Consider the following 14,959-nt stretch of genomic DNA (forward strand, 5'->3'; position numbering starts at 1 on the left):
CACATTTAAGTGCTTCACCCGCCTCCCATTTAATATCTTAAGCCTTCCTAAGCCTAAATCCCAACCCATCAACATTTCATTATCTCTTTCAAATACTGTTTGCCAGAATTGATTTTACAAGGTCACTGGGCATTCCCCAAATTAAGTGTAGAGTCCTTTCTTCGCCATAGAAAGAAGGTACTCAATGGCCCACACTTTGGATGGCATACTGGCATAGACTCTGGCCTTCTCAATAAACCTCAAATGTTCCTGTGTGTTCAAGCTTATCGTTTCTTGCCTTCCCCTTTTCAATCGATTCATCTGTCTATAGGCTACTTCAGCTGTTACCCCTAGGCCAATATAGTGATCAAAAACATCCTCTCGAAATAGAATTCCATCCGGTAAAGGAACACTATCAAGAAAAGCGGTGATATCCACATCCTCTTTCCAGCAGAAGCGCATGAGGCTGACATACCGGATTGCAGAGAAAAAGGTCTCAATGCGGGTACACATACTTTGTAGCACCCGTCGGGTGTTCTGATTCTTTCCATGATCTTCAATTGGTAGCAGGCTCCTCAAATTTCTGAGAATAAATTGCTTAGTACTGCCTATACTTAAGGGGTTGAACCAGTTTTCACAGTACGATGGTAGTTCGGTATCCGTAGCTAAAGCAACACTGGGGAATACAGCAAACTGATCCGGAGCATAAGGTTCAACTGGTTGCTCATTAGGTTTGTAAAGTTCCATTGCCAAGGAAACTATCTCAGCATACCGATTGACAGGAATCATGACCAAACCCATCAGTCTTTCGTCCGCTAAGAAGTATTCGCCCTTTAAATTATGGCCATCCACCTCCATCAATGCGCCGCAGGTGCAACGGCGGGGAGAGAGGTCAAAACCATCTATAGTACTATCATCAAATATAAACTCCATTCTATGACAAACAGGGCAGATATAATGTGGGGGCAGAGGATTTGTTGGTGACAGCCCCAAAAGGTAAAAGAGAAAAGAGGACGCAGCAGTTTGGGCAAAATAATACGGGCAATTATGAAACTTTAGCATATCACAAAATGAGATAATCTGCTTTAAATCCTCTCGCTTTGCCCCTCTGATGGAGGACTGTATTTCCGCAGCAAGCCGCTCCCGAGCAAGAATAGGTGGTGAAGGACCGTACTTCTGATAAAGGGCCGTTTCTACTCGTTCTTCCATGAAAATATTCTCCCTCATCCAATTCAAGGATACTCAACCTGCCAAGCCTTGTAACATTAATTTGTGAATAACTGGGAACTGGCTAATCTCCGAAGAATAGCATCCTCAACCTCTTCCAGTGACATTGTCATCATCATTTTTGCCATATCTGGATTTCCGGCATCTTTTGCAAGTTCTATGAAGTCACGATTTCCAACATATAATCCGCCCAATCCGCCTGAACCATACCTGTATTTCAGCGGCCTTGGAGCGTAAGATAGGGATTTCAAATATGCTGACAGCGCCTTTCGACCCTTCCCTCTCAAGCGGTATATATCTCCCTGCTTTTTATAGCTCATTTCCAGGTGCTCGTCCGAATTCATTTGATCACTAAACCGCAGCATAGAGTTTATCGTTCTTTGCGCTGCCCTATAGTCTTTTCGATCTCTGCAGATATAGTACATTTCCAACTGGCAGGAAAACAAAGCAAGCCAGGCAGGCCTCAACTTGTTAATATCTTTGGTGGTTTTTGCTTGCTGTTGAAACGCTTTTGTGCGCAATGTCACGAGTTTCTTTTGCCAATAATAGGCGGATCTAAGGCTTCCCTCCACACCGTCATCATATTGGAATGCGAAAACAAGTAGCTGTATTGTTTGTTGGCTATTCGCGGATGCTACTCTCTTATAACATTCCAGCATCCGTTTCATATTTTTTCGCACTACAATACCATGACAGTAAGCGATTCCCAGAAAAATATCATGCTCAGGCTTGAAAGCCCGTGTCTGCACTGCTGCTTTTCTTGCAAAGTGGAGCAAAACAGGCGTGGGAACATTCGTCACTAGCAGGAATTGGGAATGCTTCAGCACTTTCTCGACAGCATCCGAAAATGTGTCCTCAGGCTTGAGGTTTTTGCCCATCCAAGAGGATATTGCCTGTCTTTTCTTGTCATTGCGTATGAGTTCCGCCACAAACATTAATTGTTTTTCCTGGCGCGATACACACCTAAAAAAGACATATCCGTCAAAAATGTTTTGAACTTGACGAACTGTATCTTCATCCAGCATCTCGATCGCCGGAAATTCGATAATCTTCTTCATTCCGTTTCCTCATTATCCGAAGCCGCAAGGTAGGCATCAATTCTAGTAAAGTATTCACCAACTGCATCATCAGCATATGCCCGTGCGGTTATCTCGACTGTCTGGAAGTAGTACTCCATAAATTCCTGTTCCGTACTGCCACCGTCCGCATAATCCGAATACTCATCCAGATATTCCCTTGCTGTGTTAAAAACCTGAAGACTGCGGTATTCTTCGCTGCTATCTAGGTACAAATCTACCAACACATGTTGGTAAGCGTGGTAGCACTCATGCGCAACTGAGTTTAGAATCTCTTCTGGCGAATCCTCTTCTAAGTGCCCTATATCAATCGTGATACGATTGGTCGCATCTTCATACGTAGCAACTGTGCCCTCCTCCAACACATCGGTTTTGACAACCAAGGCGTCAAAAATGCCAAGGTATCTGCGTTCAATGTTGGCTACAACCTGCATAACCGATAATCTTTCCTCAGAAGAAAGCCCAGCCCAGGTTTCCGTCTGGAGTAAACATAGAGTCTCTATATGATTTGCGATCGTTTCGCTCTCTACAGATTCATCAATGCTTGGCAAAGCATTCATCGCAACCGGGATTCCGCCGTTCAGTTGTGTTATGGCGCAAAATACCAATATGGAGGACAGACAAGTTGGAACAATAACTCTGGTATTCACTGCGGTTTGGTATAATCGCCTCAGTACCGTCCGTTTTCTGTTTGCCGTTTGCTTTATAGGGGCCAATAACACCCACAATGCAAGGAGAATGCTCAATACCGCTCCGATTGCCGCAGAACAATATATCCCCAGCAGGAAATATTTCCCTAGAGATATTGTCGCGTAAACTTCATAAGGAATCAGCAATGTGATTACAAGATTCATAGTATTCCGGTGTGTGGGAGCTGTGAATAAGAATCCTAAAATAATGAAGGATGCGAACAGCAGCCACAATATTAGTATAGATTGCTCATAAGAACAATTTGGGATCCTGCGGAACAAAAGAGAGCGATACCATACCATGCTGAGCAAACCCCAGAAGATATGTTGACCGGCATATGTAGAAATGTGATATTTATTTCTCATGGAATTCACCATACATAAGGGCTCTTCTACAGAACCCACAACAATTATATTTGTCCCTTTTCAAGTTAAGTGTTGCTGGATGGAACCTCTCTAAATGTGGGACTCGTATAGTGCCTCTGCCTCAAAATATACCCTGGAACTCAGGCGTTCTGGAGATCTCATCCGTAACGATACAGAAAGCAACACTTAACCTAAATGGGAGTTATATTTTGGCTTTTGTGACTAGACATTGTGTTCCCTACTTAACCACGGGAGAAAACAGACTTTTGATTTGCATACTTATTTGACTTCGCCGGAAGCATGGCGGCCATTTTTAGCCATATTTATTTTTATTGTATGATGCTATGTGATGAAAATCAAGTGTCTATCCTGACATTGTAATTATAACATATCAGGTGGGCAGTGGCTGTCATTCTTATTATTTTTTTCGATTTTTTCTTGAAGTTGCATCAACATCGTTTGGAACAGTCGACACCAGGCGAAAATCTAACAGAAAGGACATAGAAACCGCAAGGGTCCATAGAATCCAGGCACAACAACTCAACACGCACAATCACACAAAGAAAAGCGGCCTGATTTTTAGGCCGCTTTTCTTTGCGTGAAAAAGGACTATGGTCGAAGAATCTCCCCCAATGCAATATATTTCGGACAATTTTCAGCGCAAAAAATGCGGAATATATAAATTCCAAAAAGTCGTATATCCGCTCACAATTGTCCTCAAAAACAGATTGATTTGGCGCGAATCGTATATTTTTGTAAAATATTTGATAAATTGCGCCTATTTTCGACCATGATTACAGCCTACTACTGCTATATATCGATAAGCCGTCGGACGACTGATTTTTGCCAACCTTGCCAGCTCCGAGACATTGATTTTCCCTGCCTGATATTGTGTAAAATACCTCCAAAAGACCTTTGGAATATCATCTTGCGTAATTGGGGGCCGGCCTATTCGCTTGCCTTTTGATCGGGCATTTTCTACTCCTGAGCGCACACGAGTTCTAATCATCCCCAACTCCAATTCTGAAAAAACGGCAATCAACTGCAGAAAGGCTACCGTCATCGGATCAGGCTCGTTAGCTCGGCAATCGATGGTGATGCTACCCAAAATCTGGAGACGGATGTGCTTGCCTTTTATTTTCTCAACGATTTGGCAAAACTGCTGGACAGACCTGGAAAGTCTGGATGGTTCCGTGACAACGATTGTATCACCTGACTGGACTGCTTCCCACATCAGATTTTGTTGCTCTTTGCTGTCCGCATCGCCATGCTCATATTCCCACCATATGACTGTAGCCCCAGCGGCTCTCAGTTCTCGCACTTGACGGTCGATATCCTGTTTGCTTTCGCAGGTAGAACACCGAGCGTATCCATGTGTAACAGAAAACCTCTCTGCAGTTTTCATTACGGTTTTCGTTTCTTTTTACCCCCTCTCGGGGCCCCCAAACGGGGGCCCCAGCGTGTAACGAAAAACAACTGTTTTTCGGACGCCCCTACCGGATCTCCGGGTAGGGGTCATCATCGTCGTCATCGTCATCGTCACCATCGACAAACCACTCCGGCGGCAAGTCCAGCGGACCGTCATCATCGTCCGGGGGTTCGTCGTCCGGGGCGGCCATGGCGTGCGACTGGGCCACCTGCCGGGCGTCCCAGTGGCAATCGTCGGCCATAGACCTCAGACAGTCGCAGCACAGCCCTGCCACCATGTCGGCCACGTCTGCGGCGTATTTGCGCATGACCAAGTTGAGTTTGGGCATCGCTACCCTTAGTCCCTCCAAAATGTCCACGGCCTCGCTGATATAGGCCGGTTCCTCTTTGATTTTGCGTTGCAAGGTCCAGAGGGAGATTCCGAAAGCCGCCCAGTCGTCTACTGCCCAGCAGTCCATCTCCTCAACCTGGATGTTGTTGGTATTGTTTTCCACGATTTCAGTCCTCCTTCATCTTATCTGTATGTCTCTGGTCTACGTCAGCCCTCCAAAGCGCCCAGGACGCCTCAAGCTCGTGCTGGACGTCGGTGAGTAGAAAACTTAAGGATTCTGCCACCTCGGAGAAATCCGGCAGTAGGGGCAGTTGCTTGGGGTTCTGATAGTCGCTCAGCGCGGCCAGGAATGCCGCCGCCCATTGGACCCCCTCCCGGGGCGGCCCATCCTCGCAAACGCCACAGACAAGCCGCTGCAGGGTCTCTATGGTCTGCCTGGGGTTGTCGCTGTGCTCAATTTCGACCATGATCTCGCTGTACTTATCCATTGCGGGTACCTCCTTCCAAGTCCATGCTATCCACGTATCTGCTCAGCCGCCGGGAGATGTCCCGGACAGCCTTGACCGCTGCCAGCGGGGGCCGGGTCTCAAATCGCCCCGCATAGTCTCTGAGGGCTGCCAAAATCTGCCCACCCCAGGCGATTGCCGTCGCCCGGTCATCGTACTTGATGGTCTGCGCCACAGAACCACGCAGGTAGGTCATCAGCACCTCATCGGCCCCATCTCGCTCAAGTAAATAGGCTGCCATTGCATAGCCGCCCCCCCTTCGCATGTAGATCGCCTCCTGTCAAAAAGTTCAAAGAATTTTGAGTCTCATATCAGATGCAAAAAACGAAACCATGATCAGACACAAATCCGATCACGGTTTCGTTATATATATTATATCACATTTCCGCTAAAAACACAAGAACTATCGTTGGTTTTCCCATGAAAAAGCGCAAGTTCTTTTTGCATAAAGTAGCGGAGAGCGTGGCCGTAGGCGTCCATCTCATGCTCTGACATGTAAGCATCAAGGTGCCTCCGCTCCTCCTCGGAAAGATGGATTGTGACGGCATAGGTTTGCCGCTTTTCGGGCTCTGTTTGTTTTCCGCTTTGGACCCAGAATGGTTCTATCCCAAATCGCTCCGCATAGGGCATGACCTGATCCACCCGGATCCCCAACAGTTTGGCTACATTCCTTTTTGTGTAGGGGCGTCCCCTTGTGCTTAGTTCCAGCATCTTCTGATAGATATGCAGAGGAACCTGTTCCTTGGTAAATAGCGCCTCCGGCCCCATTCCAAGCAAAACGGACAAAAGTGCGTATTCTTCGGTGTAGGCGATCTCACCCAACCGGAGTCGTCGAGCGTGGGCCACTGTAATTTGCCGGCCAAATACATCCTCAATCATAGCCGCTCCAAACTTATTAGTCAGAACTGTATATATCCGTGCCGTGTCCCAGGCCAGCCTCCTGACATTTCCCGGAGCCAGAAGGCCGGCGTTTTCTATTGCCCGGCCCAAGTTGTCTGTATCCTCTATGCTGGCGGTTACATCAAATGGCATCTGATACCACTGGTGCAAAAGGTCAGTCAGACCGTGTTCCGTCTCGCTACTCCCCAAATTTGGCTTGGGGTTCTCTTCCGGAATCAATACCAACTGTCTGCTGAGGGACATGGTATCCCGATAGGGAGCCTCCATCAGCCGGCAGCCATGCACGGGACACAGCGGCATGATCCAGATCTGGTGCTCTATGTGCCAGTATGATTCCCCATAATGTTCTCGGTCAGCCTGGGCGCAAAGTGGGCAATATCGTAACGGATGCTCCCTCAGTTTTTTGGTAAGCGACAGCAGACGGGGCTGTATATCCTCTCCGGCCAGGTAACGACGTAAATATTCTTCCTTCTGTTTCTCTGGCAAAAAGAGTAGACGGAAGGGCAGGAGGGAGTGATGCAATGCTAGTTCCGCCAGGTTCAGGACTCCATCCGGGAGTCTATGCGTGAGTTGCCGCATGGTCTCATTGGGTAGCAGGCTACCGACATTGGGGCGCTTACATCCTGGAAATAGCATCTGAAGGGTATCGCTCCAGTAAGCAAAGCCAGACTGGAGATGAAACCGTGTGATTATTCCATACCACAGTTCGTCCGGATATGGGGCCGGAAAGAATGGGATCATAGATGCAAAACCTCCCCTATGTTCAAGGACAATAACACCTTGCAGATAGAATCTGCCCGCTTGTGCTGTTTCCACAGCTCGATCAAATCCACTCGATCGCGGACCTTTGGTCGCCGGCCCCGTGGTGTGGCATACATTCTGGGCACCGAATCATGTGGGATGGCGGGCATCTCCTGGTGCTGGCCTTCTTCTACTACAGAAATCGAGAAGTCAGAGAGGGATACGCCGGCGGGATATGTTTTGGGAATGCTGATGCACAACATGTTAATAGCTCGCTGCACTATCTTGGCATCAATCACATCTTCACTCCCGATGATGGCCTGGGCTTGGGCCTCCATAAATATCTGGATGATGTACGCCGGGATGCCTCCGGAGTGATCGTAGATTTTATTGGCGATCTGATCTGTCAGGGCAATCCGATGCAATGTAAATTGATATTGCCAGATTGTCTCCAAAAATCTGCGGTAAGTTCCGTCCGGGCGTAGGGGTAGCAGCCGCAATCCACGGGTCCGCCGCTTCAAGTGATCGTGTCCACAAAACACTTCGTCTGCCTCCAATGTCCCAACGAAATAGATCCCCGTGCAGGTGTCATTCAGAAGTTCCAACAGGAAGGTCACCAGGGGTTTAATCCGCCTAGTCTTTTCTGCCGTTGAGATGGCATTTTGAATCTCATCCACCACAATCAGCCCGATGGCATGGTTGAGACAGATGATCTTAAGCTGGGTGGTCAGGGCACTGGCAGAGATCCGGGACTGGTGAGAGATTACCCGAAAATAATCTGATCCAATCGCCCGGTCCACAGCGGCGATGATGTTATAGGTCAGGGTCTTAATCGAGCAGTCGCTGGGGCACTCCACGCAAATGTATAAAATCTGCTTTTTAAAGAAGGGTTGACCCTGAAACTCCCGGTGCTCTATCACCTGAGGCAGTTGAGCGAGACATCGACGCACGGTGGATGTCTTGCCTACGCCGGGAATCCCCAGGATGGAGCCGCTTTGAGCCTGGGTGCCAAAAGAAGTCTGCCCACTCTGCCGCACTACCCCGATTTGCCGGATAGAGTCCAACACAGTCTTGGTATGGTAGGTAGTCTGGATGGCTCGATAAAACAGGTCGTAGATTGTATACATATAGTCAAGCGGGAGGAATAGATTTGCCAGGCCAGACAGCAGTCTCCGGCGCTCCTCTCCGCTCAACGATAACAAATTAGGAGGAACGACGGGCAGGCTTTGAAGCCGCTGCAAAAATATATCCTTGGGCATCAATTCTGGAAGGGCTGCCAGATAGGGGTTGTCCTCCGGCTCGGTGTAGATTGCTCTTACGGTGTTGCTGTTGGTATATTTCACGTCAGATACCCCTCCTCCTGCTCCCGGTTCTCTTGAATAATCTTCCCGCTGATTTTTTTGCTTTCATGCTCTTGAATTTTCCCCACAATAATTTCTCTGGCCCTTCCCAGCAGTTCAACCCTTGCCTCTGTCTCCTGGGCGGCCATCTCCCTGATGCGCTCCTGCTCCTTGGCTCGGTAGGCCGCCAGTTCCTCCTCATTCAAGCCCTGGTACCGGCTGCTGGCCTGGGAGAGCGGCAGAGGGTAGTAGTTGTGGTCGTGGAGCAGATAGACCTTTGAAGTGTCCTCCGGGGAGTAGGCTACCGTGACCTTACTCCCCTGCAGCTGCTCCAAGAGCCGACGGAGACCGGGATCACTATACGATAACCCCCGGAATACAACGCCCTTTTGTGTCACCCTGGCTTCTTCCCTGGGCAGGGCTACGCAGGTCAGCTTCTCCTCGTCTACATCCAGCAGGACGGAGCGGCCCATATCCTCATACCACCGCCACAGGTTTGCAGGGGTGGGGGCCACCTGGTCGGCCATCATCTCCGGTGTCAGGGGATAGTTCTTTAACGTGCGGCTATTGAGGTACAGGACGATGTGGATCAGGACCTTGGTATAATCGTCCATGGTCAATATCGCCTGGCTACGGTAATCGGTGGACCATCGCTCCATGGCATCCGGCTCAATGACTCCCTTGCCTCGGAGCAGGCTCTTGTACCTCTGTTGGATCAGGTCAAAGGTTTTCTCCACGATCCCCTTGTGGTCGGGCCGGAATGGAGGAACGCTCTCCCGCTCCACCCCATATCGGATACAGAGTTCGTCCATCCGCTGGCCGCAGAACTCCCGGCCCTTGTCGGTGATAATGCCGCCCGCAATACCACGATTGGGCCATTGCTCGTGGGTGATCTGGATACCATAAGAGGCACAGTAGGCCACCTTGTCACTGGCCGCATGGACCAGGCAGGAGGCCACCGCAGACTCACCAGCCGTCAGTCCTACATAGAGCCCAGCGATCAGTTCAGTCGCCGTATCTACCGCCAAATAGATATAAGGCCGCCCGATCACCAGGGAGGGGTCAAAGCGGGATACCAGATAGATGTCCCCTTGGGTGGCATCCATCTGGTAGTAGCCGATCTTGTCCTTCCAGGTTGTACCGGAGCCGTAGTGGAGCCTTCCATTTCGCTGGTACACCGACAATCCGCTGCGGGTGATGGCTTTGCGGCTCCCCTTGTGCAGCCCCTGGCGATAGTAGTATTGCCGAAAGCTGTGCCAGGAGGGGTGGTTCTCCGCCAGCTTGCCCGTCCCATCCACATAGTGGGCCAACAGCATACAGTCGTAGGCGTCCCGCAAAGACCTCTGCGCGCTGGAAAAGTAGTAGGTCTCTATTGCCTCGTCGTACAGAGTTTTAACGTCTTCCATCATACGGCTTTTCCCCTGCTTTGGGGGAGCAGACACACTGCCGGAAGCCAGCCATCGGTAATAGATCCGCAGCACCCGGCGTGAGGTCGTGTTGTACTCCTGGGCCTGCCGCTTGGCCAATAATCGTCGCTTCTCCCGGTCGGTCATGCACCCCTCGTCCGATATCAGAGGCTGGATCAGCAGCAGCCGTTTCTCCTCAGCGGCGGTCTTCGTACTCGGTGTCCCCTCCAAAGTTTCGTCCGGAGTCTGGATGCGCTGATACCTCTCTAACACCGCACTGGATACAAAAAATGGGGCCGCCGGTTTGTCGTAGCAGATCAGCCAGGTGCCTTCCGCTTGCTGTCGCAGAACTCGATAGCGGGTCCCAGCAGAATCTAAAAACATTTTTGCATCCTCCTTCATCACAAAATATATGCTCCAATCACGCCAAAAGCGGGGGATCGTTGCCGAAAAAGCGGGGTGTTACTGCCGAAAAAGCGGGGTGTTGTTGCCGACGGGCGGAACCCATTAAATTTCAGCGAAAAATTTCGCCGCAAATTATTCTCATTTCCTTTGGAAAATATCAAAATTTCACGGATAAGATACTTAAAAATCACCTGATTTTAATTTTAAAATTATGTTAACTGTCTTTGCATTTCAAAATGTTTAAAATGATTAAGACTATTCCTTCAGCCTCGCTGTTTGACACAGCGGGCTGAGCTAACGATGAACCTCTCTTAGCATGTGTATAGCTGACGTAAGAGTTTTTGATAACTGACTCTTGCCGTACTGTTTGGCATTACAATACCATTCGCCTACAAGGGATGGACTGCGTCCATCGAAACAGCCCATGAATCCTCAAAGTAACGTCAGAAGCTTCTGGTTCCATAAATCCACGCAATAAAGCCGACGAGGCACCCCACAGTGCTCCACGCATAATGTGCCTCTTGATCTTCTATGTATTGCATGGCGTGTAGGCGATAATACCTCAAAGTCCATCGACAGCATTTCACATAGCCAACTAATGACCACCCACATGCTTATTATTACATGGCTGATCATTCGTTTCTTTTGATGGAACATATCAGAAAAAGCAGTCATCGTCACTGAAGCTCCAAGAATAGTTATCCCGCAAGAATGGACAGAGTTCCGCCGCCCAGCCCTCAGGTGGCAAAGGGTGTGCCGTCCTCCACAACGATGACTTTCCAGTTCCCGCAGCCCCGGAACACCCAGTAACGCCGGGACAGTTCCAGCCGCTCACACGTCGCACGATTTGCCAGCGAAGCTTTTCGAATAATCTCCCGTATCCCAAAGCTCCCGTCCTGATAGAGAATCCAAAAGTCGCTGGCCCATTGCGTTTGAAAATACTCTTTCCGGATGTCCACATGGCTGAGGTGGAGCAGTGCGGATGGCTCCCAAGTTTGATTTGCCTCATATCGAGTAACGGTGTGGTCTTCCTCCAGCCGGTCCGCATACCTTCGTGCTGCCTGAGAATGGACGCAGACGGGGCAATCGTTCTTTTGGGAAAAGTAAGTAATGTCACGAGTTCTCGTCCCTGCTTTTTCCATTGGTCAGTTCTCCTCCTCCATCATTTTCTCGGAATAATTTCGCAAAATCGCCGGCTAATTCCTTCTAAGCCTTGAATTATTCCGAGATTTTGCAATTTTCCAGCAAAAACTCCAAATAATTTTGGGAATTAAACCGAGATCTTGCGAAAAGCCTTTTTGAAACAATTTCCGTGGAAATCAAAGAGAATTGTAGCAAAAACCAACTATACACTACATATTTTATCTTGAAATATCGTCGCCTGCGGCTTCGTCCTTTCCACAAAATCTTCGACTAAATCCATTTATTCCGAGCCTCCATGTTATCGTCTCATTCAAAACGCACCTAATATCTCGCTCATTTTGTCCCTCTCGCCCCTCATTCTGGTCAACAGCCATTTGATCCAATTCATCACGTTTTTCTCGTCTTTTCCTCATAAACTCCATCGACCAATCCCCAAAAGTGGGCAAAAAAGAAGGGAGCCTAAGGGTAAAACCTTAGACTCCCGTGCCATTTTCAGCGGGATGTTATGTCTGTTTTGGACGAGACACTGTCAGCTCACTTCTCCGCCAAAAGCTTGTTCAGCTCCGACATGAAGGTGCTGATGTCCTTGAACTGGCGGTAGACCGAGGCGAAGCGGACATAGGCCACCTCGTCCACCTCCCGCAGGCGATCCATCACCAGCTCTCCGATCCTGGCGGAGGGCACCTCCCGATCCATCTCGTTCTGAAGGGCCTGCTCAATCTCATTGGCGATCCCCTCCAGTTGACTGAAGGGCACCGGGCGCTTCTCACAGGCGCGCAGCATGCCGTTGAGCAGCTTGCTCTTGTCAAAGGTCTGGCGGCTGCCGTCCTTTTTGATGACCACCAGGGGCAGGCTCTCCATCGTCTCATAGGTGGTAAAGCGCTTGTGGCAGGCCAGGCACTCCCGCCGGCGGCGGATGCTGGCCCCCTCGTCCGACGGCCGGGAATCCACCACCTTGCTCTCCAGATGGGCACAATAGGGACATTTCATGGCGTTCTGCCTCCTTCCGCAGTCTGGCCAGCGTCTGTCCGCCGCCTGTTCACCGCTATGCTGTCTGCATAGCATGCTATGATACCTTATTATACCATGAAGCTTTCCCCGTGGGTATCCCCTTTTTCTGAAAAATTTGCCTGTCTGAAACAGCCCCCATAAAAAAGAGAAAAAAACAGTTGACAAACCCTGCCCACTCTGCTAAAATACAATTCGTTCGGTCGGCCAGTCCGGCAGGCACAAGCGAATACGGGGGTATAGCTCAGCTGGGAGAGCGCTTGAATGGCATTCAAGAGGTCAGCGGTTCGATCCCGCTTATCTCCACCAAAGGGTGTGTAAAAAGGCTTGTTTCGTGAGAAAACAAGCCTTTTCCCTTTTCTCTGATGAAATCGGCATATCCGTGCCATCTCAACACTCCCCAAGGGGGGCGTTCCGTGTGAACGCCCCCTTTTTGTATCCCAAGTTGGGACAAATTTTATCATTACTTTGATGCACGTCTTTTAGTTTTTTAAGTAGAGTGCTTCATCAATGCGACATATTGCTTTTCTGAGATTAGATGCAATAATAGGTGAAACGTTTTCATAGATCCTTCTCTGTTAATAATACGCATTGGATCTTTGGGGCTGGTTCTAAAGATATTAGTAAGGACTTCAAGGGAAAGAGGGGAAATTTTAGGCATTCTGCACCTCCACCAAAATGTATATAATTAACTGGACTAATATTGTGTATATAAAAGTGAATATGGGTTTCGTAGCAAACGCCGATAATATTAAGTGAAGATTTTTTATTGTAACAATTTTTTGCCAATTTCTCAATATTTAGAGCCGAAAATCGGCTCTTTTTTCATGCCCAAAGGAGGTGATAACATGGGCCAGACAGTTTTATTCGACTATTTCTACGGCGGACAGTCGGATGCTTTCAGTTAGGGTCGGACGTGGGTTCGGGCTGAGCCGGGCTGTCGGCGGTGGGATGAGCGGTCACGCCGCTCTCATCCAGGGTGTAGAAGGTGGGAGCGGACTCGCGGGTGGTGTACCACACCACCTGGCCGTTGTAATAGATGGGCTGGCAGTTGGACAGGGGGGCGTTTTCCGCCGTCCGGACGTCGGAGACAGTGCCGTCGGCGCTGTACCGGGCGTACTGGAGCTCCCTGGTGTTGTAGAAGTAGCCGTTGTCCGCCTTCTCCGCCATGTCCCACAGGATCCAGCCGCCGTTCAGGCCGGTGGTCACCAGCCGGGGCTGGGAGCCGTATTCGGTGGAGCTGCTGCTGAAATTGGTGAGCTGGCGCACGGTAGTACCGCTCTGGGAGAAATTGTCCTTATCCGTATAGGCCAGGTAGACATTGCTCACGTCACGGCCGATGCGGGAGCTGGAGCCCTTGCCGATCTCGCTGTACGCACTGAGATAGCCGGTGCTGGTCTCGGCCAGACCGGTGATCTGGGCGCCGGTGGTGTTTTCTCCCGTGGCGCCGGGCCAGGCGCGGACGGTAACGCTCTCCGACACGGCACTCCAATAGGAGCCCCCGGTGGTGATGAATTGATTCCCGCCGGCCTTGGCGCGATAGCGCATCAGCACCGCCCCGCGGGGGTACGCGTCGCCGTGATCCAGGGCGACGATGTTGCCGTCCTCGTCCACCAGAATGAACTGGTTGAAGGAGTGGGACACATACCCCGCCGACGTGTTGGCCACGCCGGAGAAGGAGTCGGTGATGGTCATGTCCTCCTCCCGGACGGAGAAGGTCAGGTTGGCCTGGTGATTGAGACCGTCGCTGCTGGCATACATCTCGTGGCAGGTGCGCACGTACAGATACCCTCCGTACTCGTCGCACCGCAGGCTGCCCGCGTCAAAGGGCACGGTGGTGTTGGCGCCGCGCAGGCTGGCCTGGCCCAGGCGGTTCCAGTCCTTGTCGTACTTGACCACCCGGATGACCTCCACGCGGTCGCTCTCGGAGGGGTTCTCCTGGCCGAAGATCACAAAGTTATAGTCCTCCCCGGCGAAGAACCCGCCCCAGATGGGCAGCTCCATCTCCAGCGTGCGGGACTCCAGGAGCTGAAACGCGCTGTTGTAGGTCTCCACGATGATCTGCTCCGGCCGGAGCACCTTGGTCTCGCCGGTGTTGGAGGAGTACATCTTCTGGCCGGGATCGTACTCTACCCGGATCAGGTTCTCTCCGTCCTGATACAGGTAGGAGTGGATGGTGACCGCCCAGTTGCCGTTGTAGATACCGCCCTCGTTGGTGCTCACCGCCGGGGGCGGCCCGTTGGCGGCCATCGCCGCCGCCGGAAGCAGGGACAGTGCCAGGGCGGCCGCGCAGGCCAGCGCGCCCAGACGTCGGAAAGGATGCCTGTGTTTCATTTGAAATTCCTCCTTCTTGTTGACAGGGATCTGCTGACTGGAACCGGACGAAATGCCGGATCAGCAACTGATTATGGGTG

13 protein-coding genes and 1 tRNA gene are annotated in these 14,959 nt (G+C 50.5%); 1 reads left to right on the plus strand and 13 read right to left on the minus strand.

Translation table 11 applies throughout. The annotated features are described in order from the left end of the window. Positions 1 to 141: 141 nt before the first annotated feature. The 12 genes from B5E42_RS18705 to nrdR form a co-directional block, all read right to left on the minus strand. Entirely contained in the window at positions 142 to 1,188 is a 1,047-nt protein-coding gene (locus B5E42_RS18705; protein WP_141242449.1) for a hypothetical protein, read from the minus strand. A gap of 56 nt (positions 1,189 to 1,244) precedes the next feature. Beyond that, positions 1,245 to 2,264, minus strand: coding sequence for a hypothetical protein (locus B5E42_RS03980; protein WP_087236872.1), 1,020 nt, complete (start codon positions 2,262 to 2,264; stop codon positions 1,245 to 1,247). After that, entirely contained in the window at positions 2,261 to 3,349 is a 1,089-nt protein-coding gene (locus B5E42_RS18710) for a hypothetical protein (protein WP_162613904.1), read from the minus strand. Before B5E42_RS18710 ends, B5E42_RS03980 begins: the two co-directional genes overlap by 4 nt. A 766-nt stretch (positions 3,350 to 4,115) precedes the next feature. Continuing rightward, the gene (locus tag B5E42_RS03990; RefSeq protein ID WP_087236876.1) at positions 4,116 to 4,742 is read right to left on the minus strand and encodes a recombinase family protein; all 627 of its coding nucleotides are present in this window, start codon (positions 4,740 to 4,742) and stop codon (positions 4,116 to 4,118) included. A gap of 88 nt (positions 4,743 to 4,830) precedes the next feature. Beyond that, positions 4,831 to 5,259, minus strand: a complete 429-nt coding sequence (locus tag B5E42_RS03995; protein WP_087236878.1) for a hypothetical protein — start codon at positions 5,257 to 5,259, stop codon at positions 4,831 to 4,833. Between the two features lie 4 nt (positions 5,260 to 5,263). After that, positions 5,264 to 5,584 carry a hypothetical protein gene (locus tag B5E42_RS04000; RefSeq protein WP_087236880.1) on the minus strand — a complete coding sequence of 107 codons (321 nt, stop codon included), beginning with the start codon at positions 5,582 to 5,584 and terminating at the stop codon, positions 5,264 to 5,266. Beyond that, complete coding sequence (locus B5E42_RS04005) at positions 5,577 to 5,843, minus strand: hypothetical protein (protein WP_141242451.1); 267 nt, start codon at positions 5,841 to 5,843, stop codon at positions 5,577 to 5,579. The genes B5E42_RS04000 and B5E42_RS04005 overlap by 8 nt, the downstream gene beginning before the upstream one ends. Before the next feature lie 131 nt (positions 5,844 to 5,974). After that, positions 5,975 to 7,243: a TniQ family protein gene (locus tag B5E42_RS04010; RefSeq protein WP_087236885.1), complete on the minus strand. Its 1,269-nt coding sequence runs from the start codon at positions 7,241 to 7,243 to the stop codon at positions 5,975 to 5,977. Next, a complete protein-coding gene (locus B5E42_RS04015; protein WP_087236887.1) occupies positions 7,240 to 8,586 on the minus strand; it encodes an ATP-binding protein in 1,347 nt (448 codons plus the stop codon). Before B5E42_RS04015 ends, B5E42_RS04010 begins: the two co-directional genes overlap by 4 nt. After that, on the minus strand, positions 8,583 to 10,373 hold the full coding sequence (locus B5E42_RS04020) for a Mu transposase C-terminal domain-containing protein (protein WP_162613905.1): 1,791 nt from the start codon (positions 10,371 to 10,373) through the stop codon (positions 8,583 to 8,585). The genes B5E42_RS04015 and B5E42_RS04020 overlap by 4 nt, the downstream gene beginning before the upstream one ends. Before the next feature lie 758 nt (positions 10,374 to 11,131). Further along, complete coding sequence (locus tag B5E42_RS04025; protein WP_087236891.1) at positions 11,132 to 11,536, minus strand: hypothetical protein; 405 nt, start codon at positions 11,534 to 11,536, stop codon at positions 11,132 to 11,134. Positions 11,537 to 12,071: 535 nt separating this feature from the next. Beyond that, positions 12,072 to 12,527 (minus strand): transcriptional regulator NrdR, encoded by a 456-nt coding sequence (gene nrdR, locus B5E42_RS04030; protein ID WP_087236894.1) that lies wholly within the window; start codon positions 12,525 to 12,527, stop codon positions 12,072 to 12,074. Positions 12,528 to 12,778: 251 nt separating this feature from the next. Between nrdR and B5E42_RS04035 the strand changes: the two genes are divergently transcribed. Then, positions 12,779 to 12,854: transfer RNA gene (locus B5E42_RS04035), tRNA-Ala, on the plus strand. A 591-nt stretch (positions 12,855 to 13,445) separates the two neighbouring features. On the opposite strand, the gene B5E42_RS04040 is transcribed toward B5E42_RS04035, so the two are convergent. Then, on the minus strand, positions 13,446 to 14,879 hold the full coding sequence (locus B5E42_RS04040; protein WP_087236896.1) for a hypothetical protein: 1,434 nt from the start codon (positions 14,877 to 14,879) through the stop codon (positions 13,446 to 13,448). Between the last annotated feature and the right edge of the window lie 80 nt (positions 14,880 to 14,959).

It is taken from the genome of Flavonifractor sp. An10 (genome assembly GCF_002161215.1).
Lineage (GTDB): Bacteria > Bacillota > Clostridia > Oscillospirales > Oscillospiraceae > Flavonifractor > Flavonifractor avistercoris.

Excerpts from the sequence above, each read along its gene's own strand:
- B5E42_RS04025 (WP_087236891.1), bottom strand. The coding sequence starts at position 11,536 with ATGGAAAAAGCAGGGACGAGAACTCGTGACATTACTTACTTTTCCCAA.
- B5E42_RS04010 (WP_087236885.1), bottom strand. The coding sequence starts at position 7,243 with ATGATCCCATTCTTTCCGGCCCCATATCCGGACGAACTGTGGTATGGA.
- B5E42_RS03990 (WP_087236876.1), bottom strand. The coding sequence starts at position 4,742 with ATGAAAACTGCAGAGAGGTTTTCTGTTACACATGGATACGCTCGGTGT.
- B5E42_RS03980 (WP_087236872.1), bottom strand. The coding sequence starts at position 2,264 with ATGAAGAAGATTATCGAATTTCCGGCGATCGAGATGCTGGATGAAGAT.
- B5E42_RS18705 (WP_141242449.1), bottom strand. The coding sequence starts at position 1,188 with ATGGAAGAACGAGTAGAAACGGCCCTTTATCAGAAGTACGGTCCTTCA.
- B5E42_RS04040 (WP_087236896.1), bottom strand. The coding sequence starts at position 14,879 with ATGAAACACAGGCATCCTTTCCGACGTCTGGGCGCGCTGGCCTGCGCG.
- B5E42_RS04000 (WP_087236880.1), bottom strand. The coding sequence starts at position 5,584 with ATGGATAAGTACAGCGAGATCATGGTCGAAATTGAGCACAGCGACAAC.
- nrdR (WP_087236894.1), bottom strand. The coding sequence starts at position 12,527 with ATGAAATGTCCCTATTGTGCCCATCTGGAGAGCAAGGTGGTGGATTCC.
- B5E42_RS04020 (WP_162613905.1), bottom strand. The coding sequence starts at position 10,373 with ATGTTTTTAGATTCTGCTGGGACCCGCTATCGAGTTCTGCGACAGCAA.
- B5E42_RS18710 (WP_162613904.1), bottom strand. The coding sequence starts at position 3,349 with ATGGTGAATTCCATGAGAAATAAATATCACATTTCTACATATGCCGGT.
- B5E42_RS04005 (WP_141242451.1), bottom strand. The coding sequence starts at position 5,843 with ATGGCAGCCTATTTACTTGAGCGAGATGGGGCCGATGAGGTGCTGATG.